The 19,338-nt window shown below is 40.6% G+C and carries 23 protein-coding genes and 2 other annotated features; all 23 genes read right to left on the minus strand.

What is annotated here, in order from left to right; genetic code table 11:
* Nucleotides 1-60: 60 nt before the first annotated feature.
* Nucleotides 61-663: a class I SAM-dependent methyltransferase gene (locus MLE13_RS15810; RefSeq protein ID WP_240750681.1), complete on the minus strand. Its 603-nt coding sequence runs from the start codon at nucleotides 661-663 to the stop codon at nucleotides 61-63.
* 124 nt (nucleotides 664-787) lie between these two features.
* Nucleotides 788-1,147, minus strand: coding sequence for a 50S ribosomal protein L7/L12 (gene rplL / locus MLE13_RS15815; RefSeq protein ID WP_008497415.1), 360 nt, complete (start codon nucleotides 1,145-1,147; stop codon nucleotides 788-790).
* Nucleotides 1,148-1,203: 56 nt separating this feature from the next.
* Nucleotides 1,204-1,704, minus strand: coding sequence for a 50S ribosomal protein L10 (gene rplJ / locus MLE13_RS15820; protein ID WP_240750682.1), 501 nt, complete (start codon nucleotides 1,702-1,704; stop codon nucleotides 1,204-1,206).
* Between the two features lie 31 nt (nucleotides 1,705-1,735).
* Nucleotides 1,736-1,884, minus strand: a sequence feature (ribosomal protein L10 leader region).
* 42 nt (nucleotides 1,885-1,926) lie between these two features.
* Nucleotides 1,927-2,625 (minus strand): 50S ribosomal protein L1, encoded by a 699-nt coding sequence (rplA, locus tag MLE13_RS15825; RefSeq protein ID WP_240750683.1) that lies wholly within the window; start codon nucleotides 2,623-2,625, stop codon nucleotides 1,927-1,929.
* Nucleotides 2,626-2,730: 105 nt separating this feature from the next.
* A complete protein-coding gene (gene rplK / locus MLE13_RS15830; RefSeq protein ID WP_008432470.1) occupies nucleotides 2,731-3,156 on the minus strand; it encodes a 50S ribosomal protein L11 in 426 nt (141 codons plus the stop codon).
* Nucleotides 3,157-3,320: 164 nt separating this feature from the next.
* A complete protein-coding gene (nusG, locus tag MLE13_RS15835; RefSeq protein WP_008432469.1) occupies nucleotides 3,321-3,854 on the minus strand; it encodes a transcription termination/antitermination protein NusG in 534 nt (177 codons plus the stop codon).
* A 100-nt stretch (nucleotides 3,855-3,954) separates the two neighbouring features.
* A complete protein-coding gene (secE, locus tag MLE13_RS15840) occupies nucleotides 3,955-4,140 on the minus strand; it encodes a preprotein translocase subunit SecE (protein WP_008432468.1) in 186 nt (61 codons plus the stop codon).
* A gap of 59 nt (nucleotides 4,141-4,199) precedes the next feature.
* A complete protein-coding gene (gene rpmG / locus MLE13_RS15845) occupies nucleotides 4,200-4,346 on the minus strand; it encodes a 50S ribosomal protein L33 (protein WP_008432466.1) in 147 nt (48 codons plus the stop codon).
* Between the two features lie 69 nt (nucleotides 4,347-4,415).
* On the minus strand, nucleotides 4,416-5,066 hold the full coding sequence (gene sigH, locus MLE13_RS15850; protein WP_240750685.1) for an RNA polymerase sporulation sigma factor SigH: 651 nt from the start codon (nucleotides 5,064-5,066) through the stop codon (nucleotides 4,416-4,418).
* A gap of 71 nt (nucleotides 5,067-5,137) precedes the next feature.
* The gene (locus MLE13_RS15855; protein WP_240750687.1) at nucleotides 5,138-5,647 is read right to left on the minus strand and encodes an NYN domain-containing protein; all 510 of its coding nucleotides are present in this window, start codon (nucleotides 5,645-5,647) and stop codon (nucleotides 5,138-5,140) included.
* Nucleotides 5,648-5,651: 4 nt separating this feature from the next.
* Entirely contained in the window at nucleotides 5,652-6,407 is a 756-nt protein-coding gene (gene rlmB / locus MLE13_RS15860; protein ID WP_240750689.1) for a 23S rRNA (guanosine(2251)-2'-O)-methyltransferase RlmB, read from the minus strand.
* Nucleotides 6,404-6,823, minus strand: coding sequence for a Mini-ribonuclease 3 (locus MLE13_RS15865; RefSeq protein WP_276323969.1), 420 nt, complete (start codon nucleotides 6,821-6,823; stop codon nucleotides 6,404-6,406). Before MLE13_RS15865 ends, rlmB begins: the two co-directional genes overlap by 4 nt.
* A 1-nt stretch (nucleotide 6,824) precedes the next feature.
* Nucleotides 6,825-8,228, minus strand: coding sequence for a cysteine--tRNA ligase (cysS, locus tag MLE13_RS15870; RefSeq protein WP_240750691.1), 1,404 nt, complete (start codon nucleotides 8,226-8,228; stop codon nucleotides 6,825-6,827).
* Entirely contained in the window at nucleotides 8,225-8,887 is a 663-nt protein-coding gene (epsC, locus tag MLE13_RS15875) for a serine O-acetyltransferase EpsC (RefSeq protein WP_240750693.1), read from the minus strand. The genes cysS and epsC overlap by 4 nt, the downstream gene beginning before the upstream one ends.
* Nucleotides 8,888-8,939: 52 nt before the next feature.
* Nucleotides 8,940-9,157, minus strand: a binding site (T-box leader).
* Nucleotides 9,158-9,199: 42 nt separating this feature from the next.
* Entirely contained in the window at nucleotides 9,200-10,663 is a 1,464-nt protein-coding gene (gene gltX, locus MLE13_RS15880; RefSeq protein ID WP_240750695.1) for a glutamate--tRNA ligase, read from the minus strand.
* A 42-nt stretch (nucleotides 10,664-10,705) separates the two neighbouring features.
* Nucleotides 10,706-11,206 (minus strand): 2-C-methyl-D-erythritol 2,4-cyclodiphosphate synthase, encoded by a 501-nt coding sequence (gene ispF, locus MLE13_RS15885; protein WP_240750697.1) that lies wholly within the window; start codon nucleotides 11,204-11,206, stop codon nucleotides 10,706-10,708.
* Nucleotides 11,203-11,898 carry a 2-C-methyl-D-erythritol 4-phosphate cytidylyltransferase gene (ispD, locus tag MLE13_RS15890; RefSeq protein WP_240750698.1) on the minus strand — a complete coding sequence of 232 codons (696 nt, stop codon included), beginning with the start codon at nucleotides 11,896-11,898 and terminating at the stop codon, nucleotides 11,203-11,205. The genes ispF and ispD overlap by 4 nt, the downstream gene beginning before the upstream one ends.
* Before the next feature lie 30 nt (nucleotides 11,899-11,928).
* The gene (locus MLE13_RS15895; protein ID WP_240750699.1) at nucleotides 11,929-13,008 is read right to left on the minus strand and encodes a PIN/TRAM domain-containing protein; all 1,080 of its coding nucleotides are present in this window, start codon (nucleotides 13,006-13,008) and stop codon (nucleotides 11,929-11,931) included.
* A gap of 93 nt (nucleotides 13,009-13,101) precedes the next feature.
* Nucleotides 13,102-14,478, minus strand: coding sequence for a DNA repair protein RadA (gene radA / locus MLE13_RS15900; protein ID WP_040850767.1), 1,377 nt, complete (start codon nucleotides 14,476-14,478; stop codon nucleotides 13,102-13,104).
* A gap of 61 nt (nucleotides 14,479-14,539) precedes the next feature.
* Nucleotides 14,540-17,002: an ATP-dependent protease ATP-binding subunit ClpC gene (gene clpC / locus MLE13_RS15905; protein ID WP_240750700.1), complete on the minus strand. Its 2,463-nt coding sequence runs from the start codon at nucleotides 17,000-17,002 to the stop codon at nucleotides 14,540-14,542.
* Complete coding sequence (locus MLE13_RS15910) at nucleotides 16,999-18,090, minus strand: protein arginine kinase (protein ID WP_240750701.1); 1,092 nt, start codon at nucleotides 18,088-18,090, stop codon at nucleotides 16,999-17,001. Before MLE13_RS15910 ends, clpC begins: the two co-directional genes overlap by 4 nt.
* On the minus strand, nucleotides 18,080-18,613 hold the full coding sequence (locus tag MLE13_RS15915) for a UvrB/UvrC motif-containing protein (RefSeq protein ID WP_240750702.1): 534 nt from the start codon (nucleotides 18,611-18,613) through the stop codon (nucleotides 18,080-18,082). Before MLE13_RS15915 ends, MLE13_RS15910 begins: the two co-directional genes overlap by 11 nt.
* Before the next feature lie 12 nt (nucleotides 18,614-18,625).
* Nucleotides 18,626-19,096 (minus strand): CtsR family transcriptional regulator, encoded by a 471-nt coding sequence (locus MLE13_RS15920; protein WP_240750703.1) that lies wholly within the window; start codon nucleotides 19,094-19,096, stop codon nucleotides 18,626-18,628.
* Nucleotides 19,097-19,338 lie beyond the last annotated feature (242 nt).

A 19,338-nucleotide genomic window follows, 5' to 3' on the forward strand; every position in this document is an offset into this window, starting at 1 on the left:
AAACGACCTCAAAATAATAAATTTTGCATTTCATTATAATAACACAGCCATTTTGTCAAGTCAAACTTTTCGAGCTTCAAAAATAAAGTAACCTTTTTTCTTATCTACCACTTTTACTTCACCGAAAAGTTCTTCTAATTTCACCTGTGTAGAAGGAGCACCCTGCTTTTTCTGGATAACAACCCACAACGATCCACCATCCGCTAATTTCTTAGCAGCTTCTTCGTAAAAGCGAAATACAGTTTCTTTACCTGCTCGAATCGGCGGGTTTGTTAAAATCGCAGAAAAACCACTAGCCTCCACCGCACTCAATCCATCACTTTCGTAGATTTGAACGTTGGAAATATCATTTTTCTCTACGTTTGTTTTGGCCAATTCAATAGCCCGTGTATTAACATCGACCATATGAACTTGTTTTTGAGGAGATATTTTTGCGACCGTCATTCCAATCGGTCCATAACCGCAGCCGACATCCAGCACCGGTCCATCTATAGTAGAATCTTGGAATGCCTCGATCAATAACCGTGATCCAAAATCGACTTCACTTTTGCTGAAAACTCCCGCATCAGTCTGGAATCGGAATTTCTCGCCTCGTAGTATGTCTGTCCACTCTCGAGGATTGCTTTTTGTTTGAGGATTTTTGGAATAATAATGTTGAGACATATAGAGTCCTCCTTGCATTCACCTTATTATAGACAGTTGTTCGTCTTCTAAATAAATTAAAAAGAAGAAAAGCCCGCCGGTATACACTGACGAACTTTCCTCCTTTTTTTATAAAGTCATGAAATTACTTAACTTCTACTGACGCGCCAACTTCTTCAAGTTTGCCTTTGATTTCTTCAGCGTCTTCTTTAGAAACGCCTTCTTTGATTGCTTTAGGAGCTTCGTCTACAAGTGCTTTCGCTTCTTTAAGACCAAGACCAGTTACTTCGCGTACTGCTTTGATTACTTTGATTTTTGAATCGCCTGCAGAAGTAAGGACAACGTCAAATTCAGTTTGTTCTTCTTCAGCAGCACCGCCAGCAGCAGCTGCAGCAACAGGAGCAGCAGCAGTTACGCCGAACTCTTCTTCGATTGCTTTTACTAGGTCGTTAAGTTGAAGAACTGTCATTTCTTTGATTGATTCTAAGATTTGTTCTTGTGTCATTATAGTTTCCTCCTATTGATAGGTAATTTTTTTGTCGTGCTTAGCCGGCTAACTTATTAAGCGCCTTGTTCTTCTTTTTGATCTGCAACTGCTTTTGTTGTAGCTGCAAAGTTGCGTATTGGAGCTTGTAGTACGCTGAGTAGCATAGATAGCAAGCCATCGCGTGATGGAAGTTCTGCCAATGCTTTCATATCTTCAGCAGATGCGACTACACCTTCAATAACGCCCGCTTTAATTTCAAGCGCTTCATTCGCTTTAGCGAAGTTATTGATGATACGTGCTGGTGCTACTACATCTTCGTTAGAAAATGCAATTGCGTTTGGTCCTGTAAAGTGTTCGTTGATTGCTTCAAGTCCGTGCATTTCAGTCGCACGACGAGTCATTGAGTTTTTGTAAACTTTAAACTCAACGCCTGCTTCACGAAGCTGTTTACGAAGTTCTGTTAATTGTGCAACGTTCAATCCACGGTAATCAACAACTACAACTGACGCTGCAGCATTGAATTTATCAGCGATTGTTTGCACGACAACTTTTTTCGTTTCAACTGCTTTGCTCATTTTGGCACCTCCTATAGATTTTTCATTTATACCGTCCATAAGAAAAGCCTCTGGTCCATTACAGACACAGAGGCATAAAATCAGCATCAAAAAGATGTTTACTGAATTCATCATGTCCTCGGCAGGGATAAATTAAGCGACTAGCGCCCCTACTGTCTGCGGTACAAATGGGTATTTCACAACTCCGCAAGTATAGCAGAGCAAAAATGCGATGTCAATATTTTATTTAGCAACTACTTTAGTTGGATCTACTTTAACAGCAGGTCCCATTGTAGTAGTAACGTTTAATGATTTGATGTAAGTACCTTTAGCAGAAGATGGCTTCGCTTTTAATACTACGTCATAGATTGCTTCTAAGTTTTCAGCAAGTTTGCTGTCATCAAAAGAAACTTTCCCGATTGGCGCATGGATGATACCTGTTTTGTCTGCACGGTATTCCACTTTACCAGCTTTGATTTCTTGAACAGCTTTTGTTACATCAAATGTAACTGTGCCTGTTTTAGGGTTTGGCATTAAGCCTTTTGGTCCTAAAACGCGTCCAAGTTTACCAACTTCACCCATCATATCAGGAGTTGCAACGATCACGTCGAAGTCAAACCATCCTTGTTGGATTTTTTGGATATATTCAGCGTCGCCTACGAAATCTGCACCAGCTGCTTCAGCTTCTTTAAGTTTTTCGCCTTTAGCGAAAACTAAAACGCTTTGAGTTTTACCAGTTCCGTTTGGAAGTACTACTGCTCCACGGATTTGCTGGTCGTTCTTACGCGTGTCAATTCCTAGACGGAAAGCCACTTCTACTGTTGCGTCGAAGTTTACTGTGCTTGCTTTTTTAGCAAGTTCGATAGCTTCTTTCGCTTCGTATAGTTTAGAACGGTCGATTAATTTTGCTGCGTCTTGCAATTTTTTGCCTGTTTTAGCCATTTTAAACGTCCTCCTTGTTGTGGTATAACGGAATGAACCTCCCACGATTAAAGGCTGCGCGGTTCATGATGAACTGCGCAACCCATCCAAAAACAACTGCTCGAATTAGTCTTCGATTACGATTCCCATACTGCGAGCAGTACCTTCAACCATCAACATTGCAGCTTCAACTGAAGCAGCATTTAGATCTGGCATTTTAGTTTCTGCGATTTCGCGAACTTTGTCGCGTTTCACAGTCGCTACTTTATTACGGTTCGGTTCGCCTGAACCTGATTCAATACCGGCTGCTACTTTTAATAGAACAGCTGCGGGTGGAGTTTTCGTAATGAATGTAAATGAACGATCTTCAAATACTGAAATCTCAACTGGAATGATCAGTCCTGCTTGATCTGCCGTACGCGCGTTGAACTCTTTACAGAAGCCCATGATGTTAACACCTGCTTGACCCAATGCTGGACCAACTGGTGGCGCTGGATTAGCTTTTGCTGCAGGAATCTGCAACTTTACAACTTTAACAACTTTTTTAGCCACGAAACACACCTCCTTAAGTCCGTGATGTGGTAATAGGGTTTCCCCTCCCACTCAATATCTGTCTGTCAACGATGTTGATAGAATTAGCTAAATTGTACAGAGTGTCCTATGACAGTCTGACCTATGAAATAATACCATTAATAATTTAGAATAGCAAGTGGCTTTTATACTTTTTGAACTTGCTCGAAATCTAGTTCCATTTTGGTTTCGCGTCCGAAGATGTCAATCGACACTTTAACTTTGCCTTTTGTATCATCAATTTCTTCCACTTTCCCTTGGAAGTTAGCGAACGGTCCTTCCATTACTTCAACTGTATCTGCAACGGCAAAGTCGATATCTACTTTGCGTTCTGTCATTCCCATTTGTTTCAAGATGAATTCAACTTCTTCATCTAACAAAGGTGTTGGTTTTGCGCCTCCACCCGATGAACCGATAAATCCAGTAACTCCTGGTGTGTTTCGAACGACATACCAAGACTCATCTGTCATGATCAACTCAACCAGGACATATCCCGGGAAAGTTTTGCGCATCACTGTACGTTTCTTGCCGTCTTTAAAATCTGTTTCTTGTTCTTCAGGAATGATGACACGGAAGATCAGATCTTCCATCCCCATTGTTTCCACTCGCTTTTCCAAGTTTGCTTTAACTTTGTTTTCATATCCCGAATAGGTGTGGACTACATACCAATTTTTCTCCATAATCGTGCGGACTAAACGTCCATCCCTCCTTTTTTACCAAATGAAAAAACCCGTTCTCATAGAATAACGGGCTATTTTTTATGCATTATTCTTATCGATCTTATAGTGCTATGAACCAACGGAATAATTTAGAAATACCTGCATCGACTACTGTGAAAAAGAGAGCCATAAAAATACAAGTAGCAAGAACAACGATTGTATAACGTGTAAGTTCTTTTCGTTTTGGCCAGCTAACTTTCCGCATTTCCGAAACGACGTTTTTAAAGAAACTGCCAATGTTACCCATTATTTAAAAAACCTCCGAATTTCAAAATCACTCTATATCGTCCGGCATTCAGTTAAAATTCATATCGTTTGTTTATGCACGGTATGCTCATTACAATGAGCACAGAATTTTTTGAGTTCCAAACGTGTGCTAGATTCTGCTTTCGCAGGAACCGTATAATTACGAGTTGCACATTTTGAGCAGCTTAATGCAATTTTTTTAGCCATTTTATCACCTTATTCAAGTTTACAGCTTTTTCAAGGTTATCACCTTAAAACAGACATGTCAACCGCGCATCAAGAGCTAGGCATCTCATTAACCTGCAAGTGACGTTCGAGTTTTCGCTTGACTCGCTGCAAGGCGTTATCAATCGATTTCACATGACGTTCAAGCTTTTCTGAGATTTCTTGATAGGATTGACCATCGAGATAAAGTGCTAACACCTCGCGTTCTAATTCGCTGAGTACTTCGCCCATTTTCTCTTCCATATACTGAAACTCTTCATTATGAATAATTAAATCTTCCGGATCGTCTACGCCATTTCCAGTTAACACATCCATTAACGTACGGTCAGACTCTTCATCATAAATCGGCTTGTCCAAGGAAATATATGAATTCAACGGAATATGCTTTTGGCGTGTTGCCGTTTTAATGGCGGTAATGATTTGCCGGATAATGCATAATTCTGCGAACGCACGGAATGAAGATAATTTATCGCTCTTAAAATCCCGAATCGCCTTGTATAAACCAATCATGCCTTCTTGAATAATATCTTCTTTATCAGCACCAATCAGAAAATACGACCGGGCTTTCATTCGAACAAAAGGCCGGAACTTCGTTATCAAAAAATCCAGTGCCTCCGTGTTTCCACTGTGGACTAAACTAACAAGTTCTTCATCTGTCATGTCGGTGAATCGTTGAAGCTGAACTTGCTCATGATTTTCCACGGGTGATCCCTCCGATTGCGTGAGCCTCGATATCCTCAGTATACATGAAGGAAAAAATGAGCGTCAACCGTTCATTTTAAGCCTCTTCGCCATTTTTCGAAAATTTCCGCTACTTCTCCAGACAGTGGTATTTTAGAAATCCCGCGCTGCTCTTGGATTTCTTTTACTTTTTTAGTGATATTCTCCTGGATTTCAGCCATTTCAATTTCCAGTTCACGCGCTGAAATTCGCAACGCTCCTTTGCCGAAAATGACCCATTGTTCGGTTAAATCCGAAGTCGCCACATAAATCTGGTCGCGGCGCGTATGTAAACTTGACACCAGTTTTTCAATCCGTTCATCTGCTGTTTCGCTTTCTTTTGTGTAAATGACTTCCACATCGTGATGCAGATTTTTGGCTTCAATTCCCGGAACAAGATGAGCATCAAAAACAATAATAACGCGCCATCCTTTGTAGCTCCGGTATTCAGCCATCCGCTCAATCAAGCGATCTCTAGCATTTGCCAATTTATCTTTTTTTAATTCTTGCAGTTCTACCCAGTCTCCAATGATGTTGTATCCATCAACTAGCAGAATATTCATCGCATCAACCTAATGGATTGCGCTTTCTATAAACTTCGTACATTAATAAGCTCGCTGCTACTGAAGCATTGAGCGACGTCACATGTCCAATCATCGGCAACTGATACAAGAAATCACATTTCTCACGTAAAATTCGACTCATGCCTTTGCCTTCGCTGCCAATAATAACGGCTAATGGCAAAGATGCATCCATTCTTCGGTAATCGACCGATTCTTTTGCATCAGTACCGGCAATCCATACACCGCGTTTTTTCAGTTCATCCACAGTTTGCGATAAGTTATTAATACGCACAACCGGCACATGTTCAATCGCGCCTGTTGAAGCTTTTGCCACAACACCCGTTAAGCCAACTGCTCGGCGCTTCGGAATAATTAATCCATGTACGCCAATTGCATCTGCAGTTCTCATAATAGAACCTAAGTTATGCGGATCTTCTAGCTCATCTAAGATCAAGAAAAATGGATCTTCACTCTTTGCCGAAGCTGCATCAAACAAATCGTCCAAGCTTGCGTAGTTATAAGCAGCTACTGCTGCTGCGATGCCTTGGTGATTGGTGTCAGTTAAGCCATCAATTTTTTTCTTCGGAACAGATTGAACAATAACGCCTTTGTCTTTAGCTAATTGCAATAACTCGGTGATGCCTTTTTTCTGAACGCCTTCAGCAATCCAGATTTTATTAATATCACGGTCTGCTCTTAATGCTTCGAGTACTGGATTTTTGCCGCCAATAATCTCTGGTGCCAACTCTTCTTCCGTCATTTCAATACGCCTCCCAGCTCTTCAATAATTTCAATCGCATAGGAAATGATTTCGTCCACACGCGCTTGCTCTTCTTTTAAATACACCCATCCCAGTACCGCTTCAAAGGCAGTACTGAAATTATAGGTTTGCACATCCGTATTTTTGGGAACCGATCCCGACTTGGCATTGCGTCCGCGTCTCATAATCGCCAGTTCCGCTTCTGTTAAAAATTCTTCTTCTGTTAGTCGCTTTAATACCACTGCTTGCGCTTTAGCTGAAACAAAAGTTGTCGATTGGCGATGCAAAATATTCGGTTTCGAACGTCCCGAACGCAATAAATGCTCACGTACCGCTTGCTCGTAAACCGCATCTCCCATATAAGCAAGAGCCAGTGCATTTAATTGATCTACATCATTTTTTCGTAAAACATTCAATTTATTGCCCTCGCTTCCAGCGTGTCCCTTGCGCTGTATCTTCTAAAATTATGTTTTTCTCTTTAAATAAATCACGGATTTCATCAGCACGAGCAAAGTCACGATTTTTCCGTGCTTCAATGCGTTCTGCCATTAAAGCTTCAACTTCTTCATCCAATAATTCTTCTTGTTGATTAAACGGCAATCCTAAAATACTTGATAATTCGTCAAATACGGCAATAAACGTTTCTAAAACCGATGTCGCCGTTTGTTTTTCGAGTAAATACGTATTCGACAAACGAGACAGATCGAATAAACTTGAAATCGCATTTGCTGTATTAAAGTCATCGTCCATTGTCTCAATAAATGCTGTTTTAATCTCTTCAATTTTATGAACCCAAGTATCCGAATGATCGCCTAAGTCAGCAGACGCACTCAAACGGTGTTTCAAGTTTGCATAAGCTGTACGTAAACGCTCGAGCCCTGCCACTGCATCTTCCACCAATTGCTGTGAGTAATTAATTGGGTGACGGTAATGAACAGATAGCATGAAGAAGCGCAGTACTTGTGGGTCTAGTTCTTTCAATATGTCATTCACTAACACAAAGTTATTTAATGACTTCGACATTTTCTCGTTATCAATATTAATATACCCGTTATGCATCCAATAATGCGCAAATGGTTTTCCTGTGAACGCTTCGGATTGGGCAATTTCATTTTCGTGATGCGGGAACGTTAGGTCTTGTCCGCCTGCGTGAATATCAATCGTATCACCTAAATGCTCACGTGCCATCACCGAGCATTCAATGTGCCAACCTGGACGTCCTTTGCCCCATGGGCTATCCCAAGAAATTTCTTTTGGTTTTGCGGTTTTCCATAAAACGAAATCTAGCTCATCTTCTTTTTTATCGCCCGTTTCAACTCGCGCGCCCACTTTTAATTCGTCGACGGATTGATGAGACAATTTGCCGTAGCCTTCAAATTTGCGTGTTCTGTAGTATACATCGCCTTGCGACTCATAGGCATAGCCTTTTTCAATCAATGCCACGATAAACTCAATAATTTGTGCCATATGATCGGTTACTAACGGATGGACGTCCGCTTCTGCGCAGCCAAGCGCTTTTGTATTTTCAAAATATGCAGCGATAAAACGCGCTGCAATTTCAGGCACTTCTTGACCAAGTTCATTCGCCGCTTTGATCAATTTATCGTCAACGTCTGTAAAGTTCGATACATATTTCACATCGTAGCCGCGATATTGCAAATGACGACGCACCGTATCATAAACGATAACCGGACGGGCATTGCCAATATGAATATAATTGTAAACCGTCGGGCCGCAGACATACATTTTTACTTTGCCTTCTTCTAAAGGAATAAACTCTTCTTTTTGTCGTGACAGCGAATTAAAAATTTGGATACTCATAGACCTCGCCCTTCTCTCTGTGTTGATGTTTTTAACTGTTCTATTTCTTGCTGCAATTGAGCAATTTTCACTTCCATGCCATCACATTTGTCCATGACAGGATCGGGCATATTTTGGTGATTTAAGTCTTGCTTTACTTTCACGCCGTTTTGCATAACCACTTTTCCTGGAATTCCAACTACTGTGGAATTCACTGGGACATTTTTCAGAACAACCGAACCCGCTCCAACTTTTGAATTAGCACCAATAACGATAGAGCCTAAAACTTTAGCTCCAGTCGCAACCAATACATTGTCTTCTAATGTCGGATGACGTTTGCCTCGTTCTTTTCCCGTACCACCTAATGTCACGCCTTGGTATAGCGTCACATTATCGCCGATTTCACATGTTTCTCCAATCACAACACCCATGCCGTGGTCAATAAAGAACCGACTGCCAATTACAGCACCTGGATGAATTTCGATTCCGGTAAAAAAACGACTAATCTGTGAGATAACACGAGCAATAAAGAATAATTTATTCTTAAAGAAAAAATGTGCCAGCCGGTGCGACCAAATGGCATGAAGACCCGAATACGTGAGAATAACTTCCCAATAATTGCGCGCTGCTGGATCTTGTTCGAAAATAACATCAACATCGTCTTTTAATAACTTAAACATTCTTCTCGCTTCCTTTCTGCTCCAAAATAAAAAGCGCCCCTGTCATGTAAATGACAGAGACGCATTATTGCGCGGTTCCACTCTGATTAAAAGAACAAAACGTTCTTTTCTCTCGAAAGCCTATAACGCAGGCAAAACGTCTGGTCTACTTATTTCGACTCAGCACTCGGAGAGGCATTTCCATGTAACAGCGGCACAGATCCTTTTCAGCCGGTGAGGATCTTCTCTAAAGAGCTTGCTGCATGTACTTCTTCTCGTCAACGTTTTAATGATAGTAAATTCATTTTACACCGTCAGCCGAATAAGTCAACGTTACGCACTTGCATATTGTGCAACGCGCGCAATTGCTTTGTCTTTTCCTAATAAAGAAATCGCATCTGGCAATTCAGGTCCGTGCATTTGTCCAGTAATCACAACACGGATTGGCATGAATAAGTTTTTGCCTTTATGACCTGTTGCTTTTTGAACAGCTTTGATTGCTGCTTTAATTTCAGCTGGTTCAAAGTTTTCTAATCCAGCTAATTGCTCTTTAAATGCAGCCATTACTTCAGGTACTTGCTCTCCAGCTAACACTTCTTTTTCAGCTTCGCCGTATGTTAAGTCATCAGTGAAAAACTGTTCAGATAGCTCGGTAATTTCAGCACCATAGCTCATTTGATCGTGATACAAAGCAACAAGTTTGTTCGCCCATTCTGTTTGTTCTAGTGTCATGTCTTCTGGCAATTTCCCTGCTTTTTGCAAATGCGGAAGTGATAATTTCACGACTTCTTCAAGCGGCAATTGTTTAATGTATTGGTTGTTCATCCACATTAATTTTTGCTTATCGAACATCGATGGTGATTTAGACAAACGTTCTACATCAAAAATGCGAATAAATTCTTCTTTCGAGAAGATTTCTTCTTCTCCTTCTGGAGACCAGCCAAGAAGCGCAAAGAAGTTGAACAATGCTTCAGGAATATAGCCTAATTCTTTATATTGTGAAATAAATTGCAAGATCGACTCGTCACGCTTCGATAATTTTTTGCGGTCTTCGTTAATGATTAGCGTCATATGACCATAGCTCGGGTAATCCCAACCAAATGCATCGTAGATCATCATTTGTCTTGGTGTGTTCGACAAATGCTCTTCTCCGCGGAAAACATGAGAAATCTTCATCAAATAATCATCGATAACAACAGCAAAGTTATACGTCGGAATACCCGTCGTTTTAACCATCACCCAGTCGCCAATATCTTTTGATTCAAACGAAATTGGACCACGTACTAAATCATTAAACTCATAAGTTACGTTTGTAGGAACTTTTGCACGAATACTAAATGTCTTACCTGACTCTTCTCTTTCAGCGACTTCATCTGCCGTCAAGTTACGGCAAATTCCGCTGTATTGGGGAGCTGCAATACCCGCTGCTTTTTGCGCATCACGTTCTACTTCTAACTCTTCAGGTGTACAGAAACATTTAAAAGCCAATCCTTTTTCAAGCATTTGGTCTGAATGTTTTTTGTACGTATCCAAACGTTCCATTTGACGATAAGGACCGTATTCTCCGCCAACATCAATTGATTCGTCATGTTCAATGCCTAACCATTTCAAGTTATCCAACTGAGACATAATCCCTGTTTCGATATTACGAGCCGTATCTGTATCTTCAATGCGAACAATGAATTTTCCGTTGTTATGGCGTGCAAATAAATAATTAAATAAAGCTGTACGAGCGCCCCCGATATGCAAATGTCCTGTCGGGCTTGGTGCGTAACGTACGCGTACTTCTTGTGTCATTTTATTTCCTCCTAAAATATCGTTTATCCTTCTACTATTCTATCACTCTGGAACATCAAGAGAAACTGGGTGTTTCGTTAGTAGGATCACTGCAAGCGCAGCAATTCCTTCTTCACGTCCAACAAATCCAAGGTGTTCTGAAGTTGTTGCTTTGACACTAACTTGCGAAATATCTGCTTCAAGCAAGTTGGCAATTGATTCGCGCATTTGTTCAATATAAGGTGCCAATTTCGGTTTTTGCGCAATCACTGTGCAATCCACGTTGCCAAGCTCATAGCCTTGTTCTTTTACGTACTGCCAAATATGCGTCAATAATTTACGAGAATCCGCATTTTTAAATTCCGGATCTGTGTCTGGGAAATGCTTACCGATATCGCCTCCACCAATTGCGCCAAGTGCCGCATCTGTAATGGTATGCAATAATACGTCTGCATCTGAATGACCAAGAAGTCCCCGGTCATGTTCAATTTCAACGCCACCTAAAATAAACGGGCGTCCTTCTACTAATTGATGCACATCATAACCTTGTCCAATTCGAATCATTTTTGTTCCTCCTGTAAGCGACTTTCCAGAATAGCTCTTCCATAAATCAAATCATCCGGTGTCGTCATTTTAATATTTTCGTATGTACTTTCAACAATCGCGACAGGGTAATGTAAACGTTCTACAAGCATCGCTTCATCTGTTCCCATAAACCCATCTTTATGGGCTTTCTGAGCCGCTTCTAAAATTAACGAATAGCGAAATGCTTGCGGCGTTTGAATCATCCACAATTGATCGCGGTCTACTGTCTCTGAAATAATGCCGTTTTCCGCTTTTTTAATGGTATCTTTTACCGGAACAGCGGCTATTGCTGCACCTGATGTGTGGGCTGTTTCCACTAAATTCACAATGACTTCTTTGTCGATAAATGGCCGAGCTGCATCATGAACCAAAACAACGCCACAAGGTGGAATCGCTTCAAGGCAAGCTCTTACACTATCTTGCCGTTCCGTTCCCCCTGTAGCGTAACCTTGTACTTTTGTCAGATTATAGCGTTTTACATAACCTTCAATTAGTTCCCGCTCCTGCTCTTTTACCGCCAACCAAATAGCATCACAGTTTGGATCTTGTTGAAAAACTTCTAATGTATATAGAAAAATAGGTTTACCGAAAAGTTCGAGTAATAATTTATTTTTATCAGCTTTCATTCGTTTCCCGCTGCCAGCAGCAGGCAAGACGACTGTATAATTCATAAAAAACATCCTTTATCCATATGTTGCACCTTATTTACCTTCACGCGGTTTCGCAAAAATCATTCGGCCTGCAGAAGTCTGCAACACACTCGTAACGGTAACATTGATCGCTTGGCCAATAAATCCTTTACCGCCCTCGATGACAATCATTGTCCCATCGTCTAAATAAGCGACACCTTGATTTTGCTCTTTGCCGTCTTTAATGACCACGACATGCATATCTTCTCCTGGAATGACCACAGGTTTTACAGCATTTGCCAAATCGTTAATGTTCAATACTGGAACATTATGAAGTTCACATACTTTATTGAGGTTAAAATCGTTGGTCACGACTTTGCCGCCCATTTTCTTCGCAGCGCGCATCAATTTTAAATCGACTTCACTCACTTCGTCAAAACTTTCTTCCGTGATCATAATCGCATCTACTCGCTCGCTTTGAAGACGTTTTAAAATGTCCAACCCTCGCCTACCGCGTGTTCGTTTCAACGTATCTGACGAATCCGCAATATGTTGAAGTTCCGACAAAACAAATTGTGGCACAACAAACGTACCTTCCATAAACCCCGTTGCCGAAATATCAGCAATTCGTCCATCGATAATGACGCTGGTATCGAGCAATTTATAAGACGTTTTTTCAATTGGTTCTTCGATTTCCTGCTTTTTCGCAGGTACGAATTTAGCAGGCGTTAACATCGTTAACATCTCTTCACGTTTTTGAAACCCGACTTGAAACCCTAAATAACCAAGCACTACTGAAAGAACTAATGGTGCCACTGTCGCAACAAGGGGAATATCAACCGTGCTTAACGCAAATCCAACTAAGAACGCTACCACAAGTCCAATAACCATCCCGACCGTTCCGAATAATAGGTCCGGGGTTGGGGCGCGCAACAACTTCTCTTCCATCCATTTCATAAAATGAATCAATGAATCAACAAATAATAAAGACAATAAGAAAAAGATAAGAGCACCAACAATTGCTGCTACATAAGGATTACTGATCCACGGATTGTCGAGAAGGGGAATAAGTTCAAATGCTGATGGTAATAATAAAATTCCGATCGTCGCACCAATAAGTAAAAACATTATTTGAATAATAGGTCTTAACACGAGCTCCACCTCCTTTTTTTAATTATACACATTTTAAAACAAGAACGCTCCAAAGACACTTGTCTAGAAATAAAAGGAGGCAACATTGCCTCCCTACTGTGGAAAAATTTCTTTTAATGCATCGTTAACACTTTCTACACCAACTACACGAATTCCTTCCGGATAATCCCAGCCACCTAAATTTGATGCTGGAATAATCGCACGCTTAAAGCCTAGCTTCGCCGCTTCTTGAACGCGCTGTTCAATACGCGATACGCGTCTAACTTCCCCGGTCAACCCAACTTCGCCGATTATACAATCATAAACATTTGGCGCTTTATCACGGAAACTTGAGACAATACTTGCCAACACAGCCAAATCAATCGCTGGCTCATCAAGCTTCACGCCACCTGCAACTTTAATGTAAGCGTCCTGCGCTTGCAAAAGCATTCCTACGCGCTTTTCTAGTACCGCCATCAATAAGGTCACACGATTGACGTCAATTCCCGTTGCCATCCGTTTCGGATAATTAAAGCTTGAAGGTGTTACCAATGCTTGAATTTCAACTAAAATGGGCCTTGTTCCTTCCATTGAAGCAACAACGGTTGAGCCTGCTGAGCCACTCGAACGCTCTTGTAAAAATAATTCAGATGGATTCAACACTTCTTTTAATCCACTTTGAAGCATTTCAAAAATTGCTATTTCATTCGTAGACCCAAAACGGTTTTTAACACTGCGTAAAATGCGGTATGTGTGATGGCGTTCACCTTCAAAATACAATACCGTATCTACCATATGCTCTAAAATACGTGGTCCGGCAATTTGTCCTTCTTTGGTTACGTGTCCAACTAGGAAAATGGCAATATTTTTTGTCTTGGCGATTCGCATCAATTCTGCCGTACTTTCTCTTACTTGCGTCACACTCCCCGGTGCAGATGTGACTTCTGGGTGGTGAACAGTCTGAATTGAATCGATAATAACAAAATCAGGCGCTACATCTTCAATGGTATGATGAATCAATTCAAGATTTGTTTCTGCATAGATAAACAACTCTGAAGATGACGCATCTAAACGCTCTGCTCGTAATTTTGTTTGGCGAATTGATTCTTCTCCGGAAATATATAATACCCGGTTTCCACTATTTGCAAGCATCGCTGAAACTTGTAACAGCAATGTCGATTTCCCAATACCAGGGTCTCCCCCAATTAACACTAGTGATCCTGGCACAATGCCACCACCAAGTACACGGTTTAATTCGCTTAGTTCCGTTTCCACTCGTGGTTCGTCTTGTGTTTCAATTGCATTGATCGGCGTCGCTTTTTGCGGAACAGACGCACTATGTTGAAAAGCACCACGTGTTCCTTTAGGAGCTTGGACTTCTACTTCTTCTGTCATCGTATTCCATGATGCGCACCCTGGACATTTCCCCATCCATCTGGCCGATTCATAGCCACACGACTGACAAATGAATTTAGTCTTTTTCTTAGCCATGTGTACCTCCTTGAATAGAAAAACCGCTCGCCGGAAAGTAACTCCGGAGAGCGGCATGTTCTTATTGTTTTTCTATCGCTATTTCTTTTGCTTTTTCTGGTTTATTTGTTCGAACGACAAATTCATCGCCTTCAACATCGAAGATAATCTTTTGCCCTGACAGAGCCGTACCTTTTAATAGCTCTTCTGACAAACGATCTTCTACATGTTTTTGAAGTGAACGACGTAATGGACGCGCACCATATTCTGGGTCATATCCCTCGTTCGCTACTTTTTCAAGCGCTGCATCTGTTAACTCCAAATCGATATCCTGCTCTTTCAAGCGATCAACCAATTGTTTCGTCATCAAGTTCACAATTTCTCTTAAGTTTTCTTTTTCAAGAGAATGGAAGACGATCATGTCATCCACACGGTTCAAGAACTCTGGGCGGAATGCTTTTTTCAATTCAGCAAGCATTTTCCCTTTCATATCTTTATAATCCGTTTTTGCATCATCCAAATTAAAGCCAACATATTTATTGTATTTCAGTTCTTCTGCTCCTACGTTTGAAGTCATGATAATGACCGTATTACGGAAATCGACTCTACGACCTTTTGAATCCGTTAAACGACCATCTTCAAGAACTTGCAACAAAATGTTGAAGACATCTGGGTGAGCTTTTTCAATTTCATCAAGAAGTACAACTGAATAAGGTTTTCTGCGTACTTTCTCCGTCAATTGTCCGCCTTCTTCATAGCCTATATAACCTGGAGGTGATCCAACCAAACGTGAAGTCGAATGTCTTTCCATATACTCAGACATGTCGATACGAATCATCGCTTCTTCATCACCAAACATAGACTCTGCTAAGGCACGCGCTAATTCTGTTTTACCAACACCCGTTGGACCAAGGAAAATGAACGACCCAATTGGACGTTTTGGATCTTTCAACCCTGCACGTGCGCGACGGATAGCTTTCGAAATAGATGTCACTGCTTCATTTTGGCCGATTACGCGGTTATGAAGAATAGACTCCAAATTCAACAACTTATCCGATTCTGTTTGTGCCAGTTTCGAAACCGGAATACCCGTCCACATAGATACAACTTTCGCAATATCTTCTACTGTCACTTCAGACTCTTCTTTACCTTGTTTTTCTTTCCATTCTTTTTTCGTTTTATCTAATTGACTTTGTAGTTTCTGTTCAGCATCACGAAGCGAAGCCGCTTTTTCAAACTCTTGGCTTTGAACTGCTTCATTTTTCTCAGAACGTGCTGCTTCTAATCGAGATTCCAACTCTTTCAAATCTGGTGGAGTCGTGTACGAGCGAAGTCTTACTTTCGATCCAGCCTCATCGATTAAGTCAATCGCTTTATCCGGTAAGAAGCGATCTGAAATATAACGGTCTGACATTTTAGCTGCTGCTTCAATTGCTTCATCGGTAATTTTCACACGGTGATGCGCTTCATAACGATCGCGCAAGCCACGGATAATTTGAATTGATTCTTCAACTGAAGGCTCATCTACTTGAATTGGTTGGAAACGACGCTCAAGAGCTGCATCTTTTTCAATATACTTACGGTACTCATCTAACGTTGTCGCACCAATACATTGAAGTTCTCCACGTGATAGTGATGGTTTCAAAATATTAGAAGCATCAATCGCACCTTCTGCACCGCCAGCACCGATTAATGTATGAAGCTCATCGATAAACAGAATAACGTTACCTGCTTGACGAATTTCATCCATCACTTTTTTCAAACGATCTTCAAATTCCCCACGGTATTTTGTTCCTGCAACTACTGTCCCCATATCCAAAACCATAACGCGTTTGTCGCGTAGAGTTTCTGGGATTTCATTATTTACGATTTGCTGAGCCAATCCTTCAGCAATCGCTGTTTTACCAACACCAGGCTCACCAATCAAGACTGGGTTGTTTTTTGTTCTGCGGCTCAACACTTCAATCACACGTGTAATTTCATCGCTTCTGCCAATTACAGGGTCTAATCCGCCTTCGCGAGCAACTTGTGTCAAATCACGAGCCAGTCCATCCAATGTTGGTGTATTGGCTGAAGCATTCGGGCTTGTGCCTGTTGACGTCTGCTCATTACTTCCTAGAAGCTGTAACACTTGCTGACGGGCTTTATTCAAGCTAACACCCGCATTTCCTAATACGCGAGCCGCAACGCCTTCTCCTTCACGAATAAGCGCTAATAGCAAATGCTCTGTACCTATATAAGAGTGACCCAATTTACGGGACTCATCAACTGACAACTCAATAACTTTTTTGGCTCTCGGCGTGTAATGTACAATTGGACCGACTTCTTTTTCGCCGACACCAACTAATTCCTTAACACCTTCTTCGATCAACTGTGTATTTACTTCAATTGCCTCAAGAGCTTTAGCAGCAATCCCGCCACCTTCACGAATCAAACCCAGAAGAATGTGCTCTGTACCGATTGATTCATGTTTCATACGAATGGCCTCTTCTTGAGCTAACTGAAGAACTTTTTGTGCGCGTTGTGTAAATCGATTAAACATCATGCAAGATCCTCTCCTTCACTATTTATACCGTTTCTATTCAACCTCTCTCGGAACAACTTCGCCCGAGCAAAATCGCGTTCTTTCGGTTGCAGTGGCTTGTCTGCATATTGCTGCAGAAATGCCGGCTGCATAAAAATCATTAACTCATTCAAAATCGACATATCTACATCTTGAATCATTTTTAAATCTATACCCAAACGAACATCTGACAGACACGTCGCAGCTTCTTCTGTCGTCAGCAGTCTCGAATGGGTAAGAACGCCAAGCGATCGGTATATCCGATCTTCTATTACTACTGGTGAATTTAACGCAATTGCTTCACGCGCTCTTCGTTCTTGTTGGATAATTTGCTCTGTCATATTTTCCAAATCCTGAAGAATCTCGTATTCTGATTTCCCAAGAGTCAATTGGTTTGATATTTGATAAACATTTCCTAAAGCTTCACTACCTTCGCCATAAATGCCTCTAACCACCATACCGAGTCTTGAAATTGCAGGAATGATTCGTTGAATCTGATGAGACATGGTCAAAGCAGGTAAATGAAGCATAACGGATGCTCGCATTCCAGTACCTACGTTTGTCGGACAACTAGTTAAGTAGCCATGCTTTTCATGAAAAGCATAAGATAAATTCTTTTCTAGAAGAGAATCTAGTTCATTTGCTATTTTATAAGCTTGTTGAAGTTGAAATCCTGACTGAAGACTTTGAATTCGCAAATGATCTTCTTCATTCACCATAATACTCAGCTCTTCATTATCAGACAACAAAACAGAACCTGAGTGATGGCTATTAATAAGATATGGACTAATTAAATGCTTTTCCACCAGTATCTCTTTTTGTAACTCAGCAAGCTCTTCAATACTGATATGGCTAAAAGTATAATCTAATTCATTTCCTTTATCTAATAATACAGAAGAAATTTCTTTATCCACTTTGAGCGCTTCATCTTCTGTAAAAGCATATGGGAATTTAAAATTGTTCAAATTTCTAGCTAATCTAATTCTCGTACTCATTGCAATATCTACATTTTTACCATCGTTAGTCATCCAGCTGCTTGCACGGGGTTGCAGAAAACGTTCAACTGCCATCCGGGATACCCCCTTCAAGCTTCGCACTTAAAATTTTTACTTCATCTCTTAATCTAGCAGCCTCTTCAAAATTTTCACCTTGAATTGATATTTGCATTTGTTTTCGAAGTTCTTCAATTTCTTTTTTTATTTTCAAGGTTGTTCCATAAGAAGCAGGTATTTTACCATTGTGTTCTGTATTCCCGTTATGGAATCGTTTAAAGATTTCATTAAGCTGTGGTGAAAAAGCATCATAACAAGAAGCGCATCCAAACTTCCCGATTCGTAAAAATTTAGAGAAAGTAAAACCACAAGAAGGACAAGTTGCTACTTCCTTTCTAACCGGGTTAATGGATGCTTGCGAATTAGGGAACCAATTTGATAATAGCTGATGAATAGCTAATGGATCCTGTTCAAAAGCAATATTAATGCTATGGTTTTCAGCAGCACAGATATGGCATAAATTCACCTTAACTATCTGGTCTTGTTGCTGTTGTTTAACTATAACTGATGCAGAACGTTCTCCGCATTGATCGCAAATCATCTTTTCACCCCTTTATGTGTTCGTTTGATATTTAATTGTAAAGAGCATTGCTATAAGAATACGTGCTCGAACTTCATCGCGTGTCGGAAGAGGGAGAAGCAAGGTATTCCGATCAATGGCACTAAGAATTAGTTTAGCTTCTCGTTTAGAAATGATTTCTTCATCAAGTAATCTAAAAACGGTATCTTCTGCCATTATCTGTGTAGCTCCATGTTCCAATCGCTCAATAACTTCTGCTATAACATCTGACTTTTGATGGAGCCTGATTCTTTTAATGCGAATATACCCACCGCCGCCGCGTTTACTTTCTACCAAGTAACCACGATCAACCGTAAATCGAGTATTTATGACATAATTTATTTGAGATGGGACACATTGAAACTTTTCAGCCACTTCACTGCGTTTAATTTCAATATGATCTCTCTCGCTTAATTCGATAACTTGCCTCAAATAACCTTCAATTACATCCGAAATGTTCCGCATCGCTTTCACCTCTTCGATACATAATATGAAAAAGTTGACTTTGACTATATTTGACTTAATTATACAACAAGCTTTTTACACATATCAAATAGTAAGTATCGAAATTATAAATCAAACAAAAAAGCCTTCAAGCTAAAGTACTTAACGACTTAAATATTATATGTCTAATTTAAGTTCATTGCCTTGTTTTGATTCTTCTAAGTACCTTATAATGCATCTTAAATTTATTTTTATGCACAAAG

It is taken from the genome of Planococcus halocryophilus, from assembly GCF_022489025.1.
GTDB lineage: Bacteria > Bacillota > Bacilli > Bacillales_A > Planococcaceae > Planococcus > Planococcus halocryophilus_A.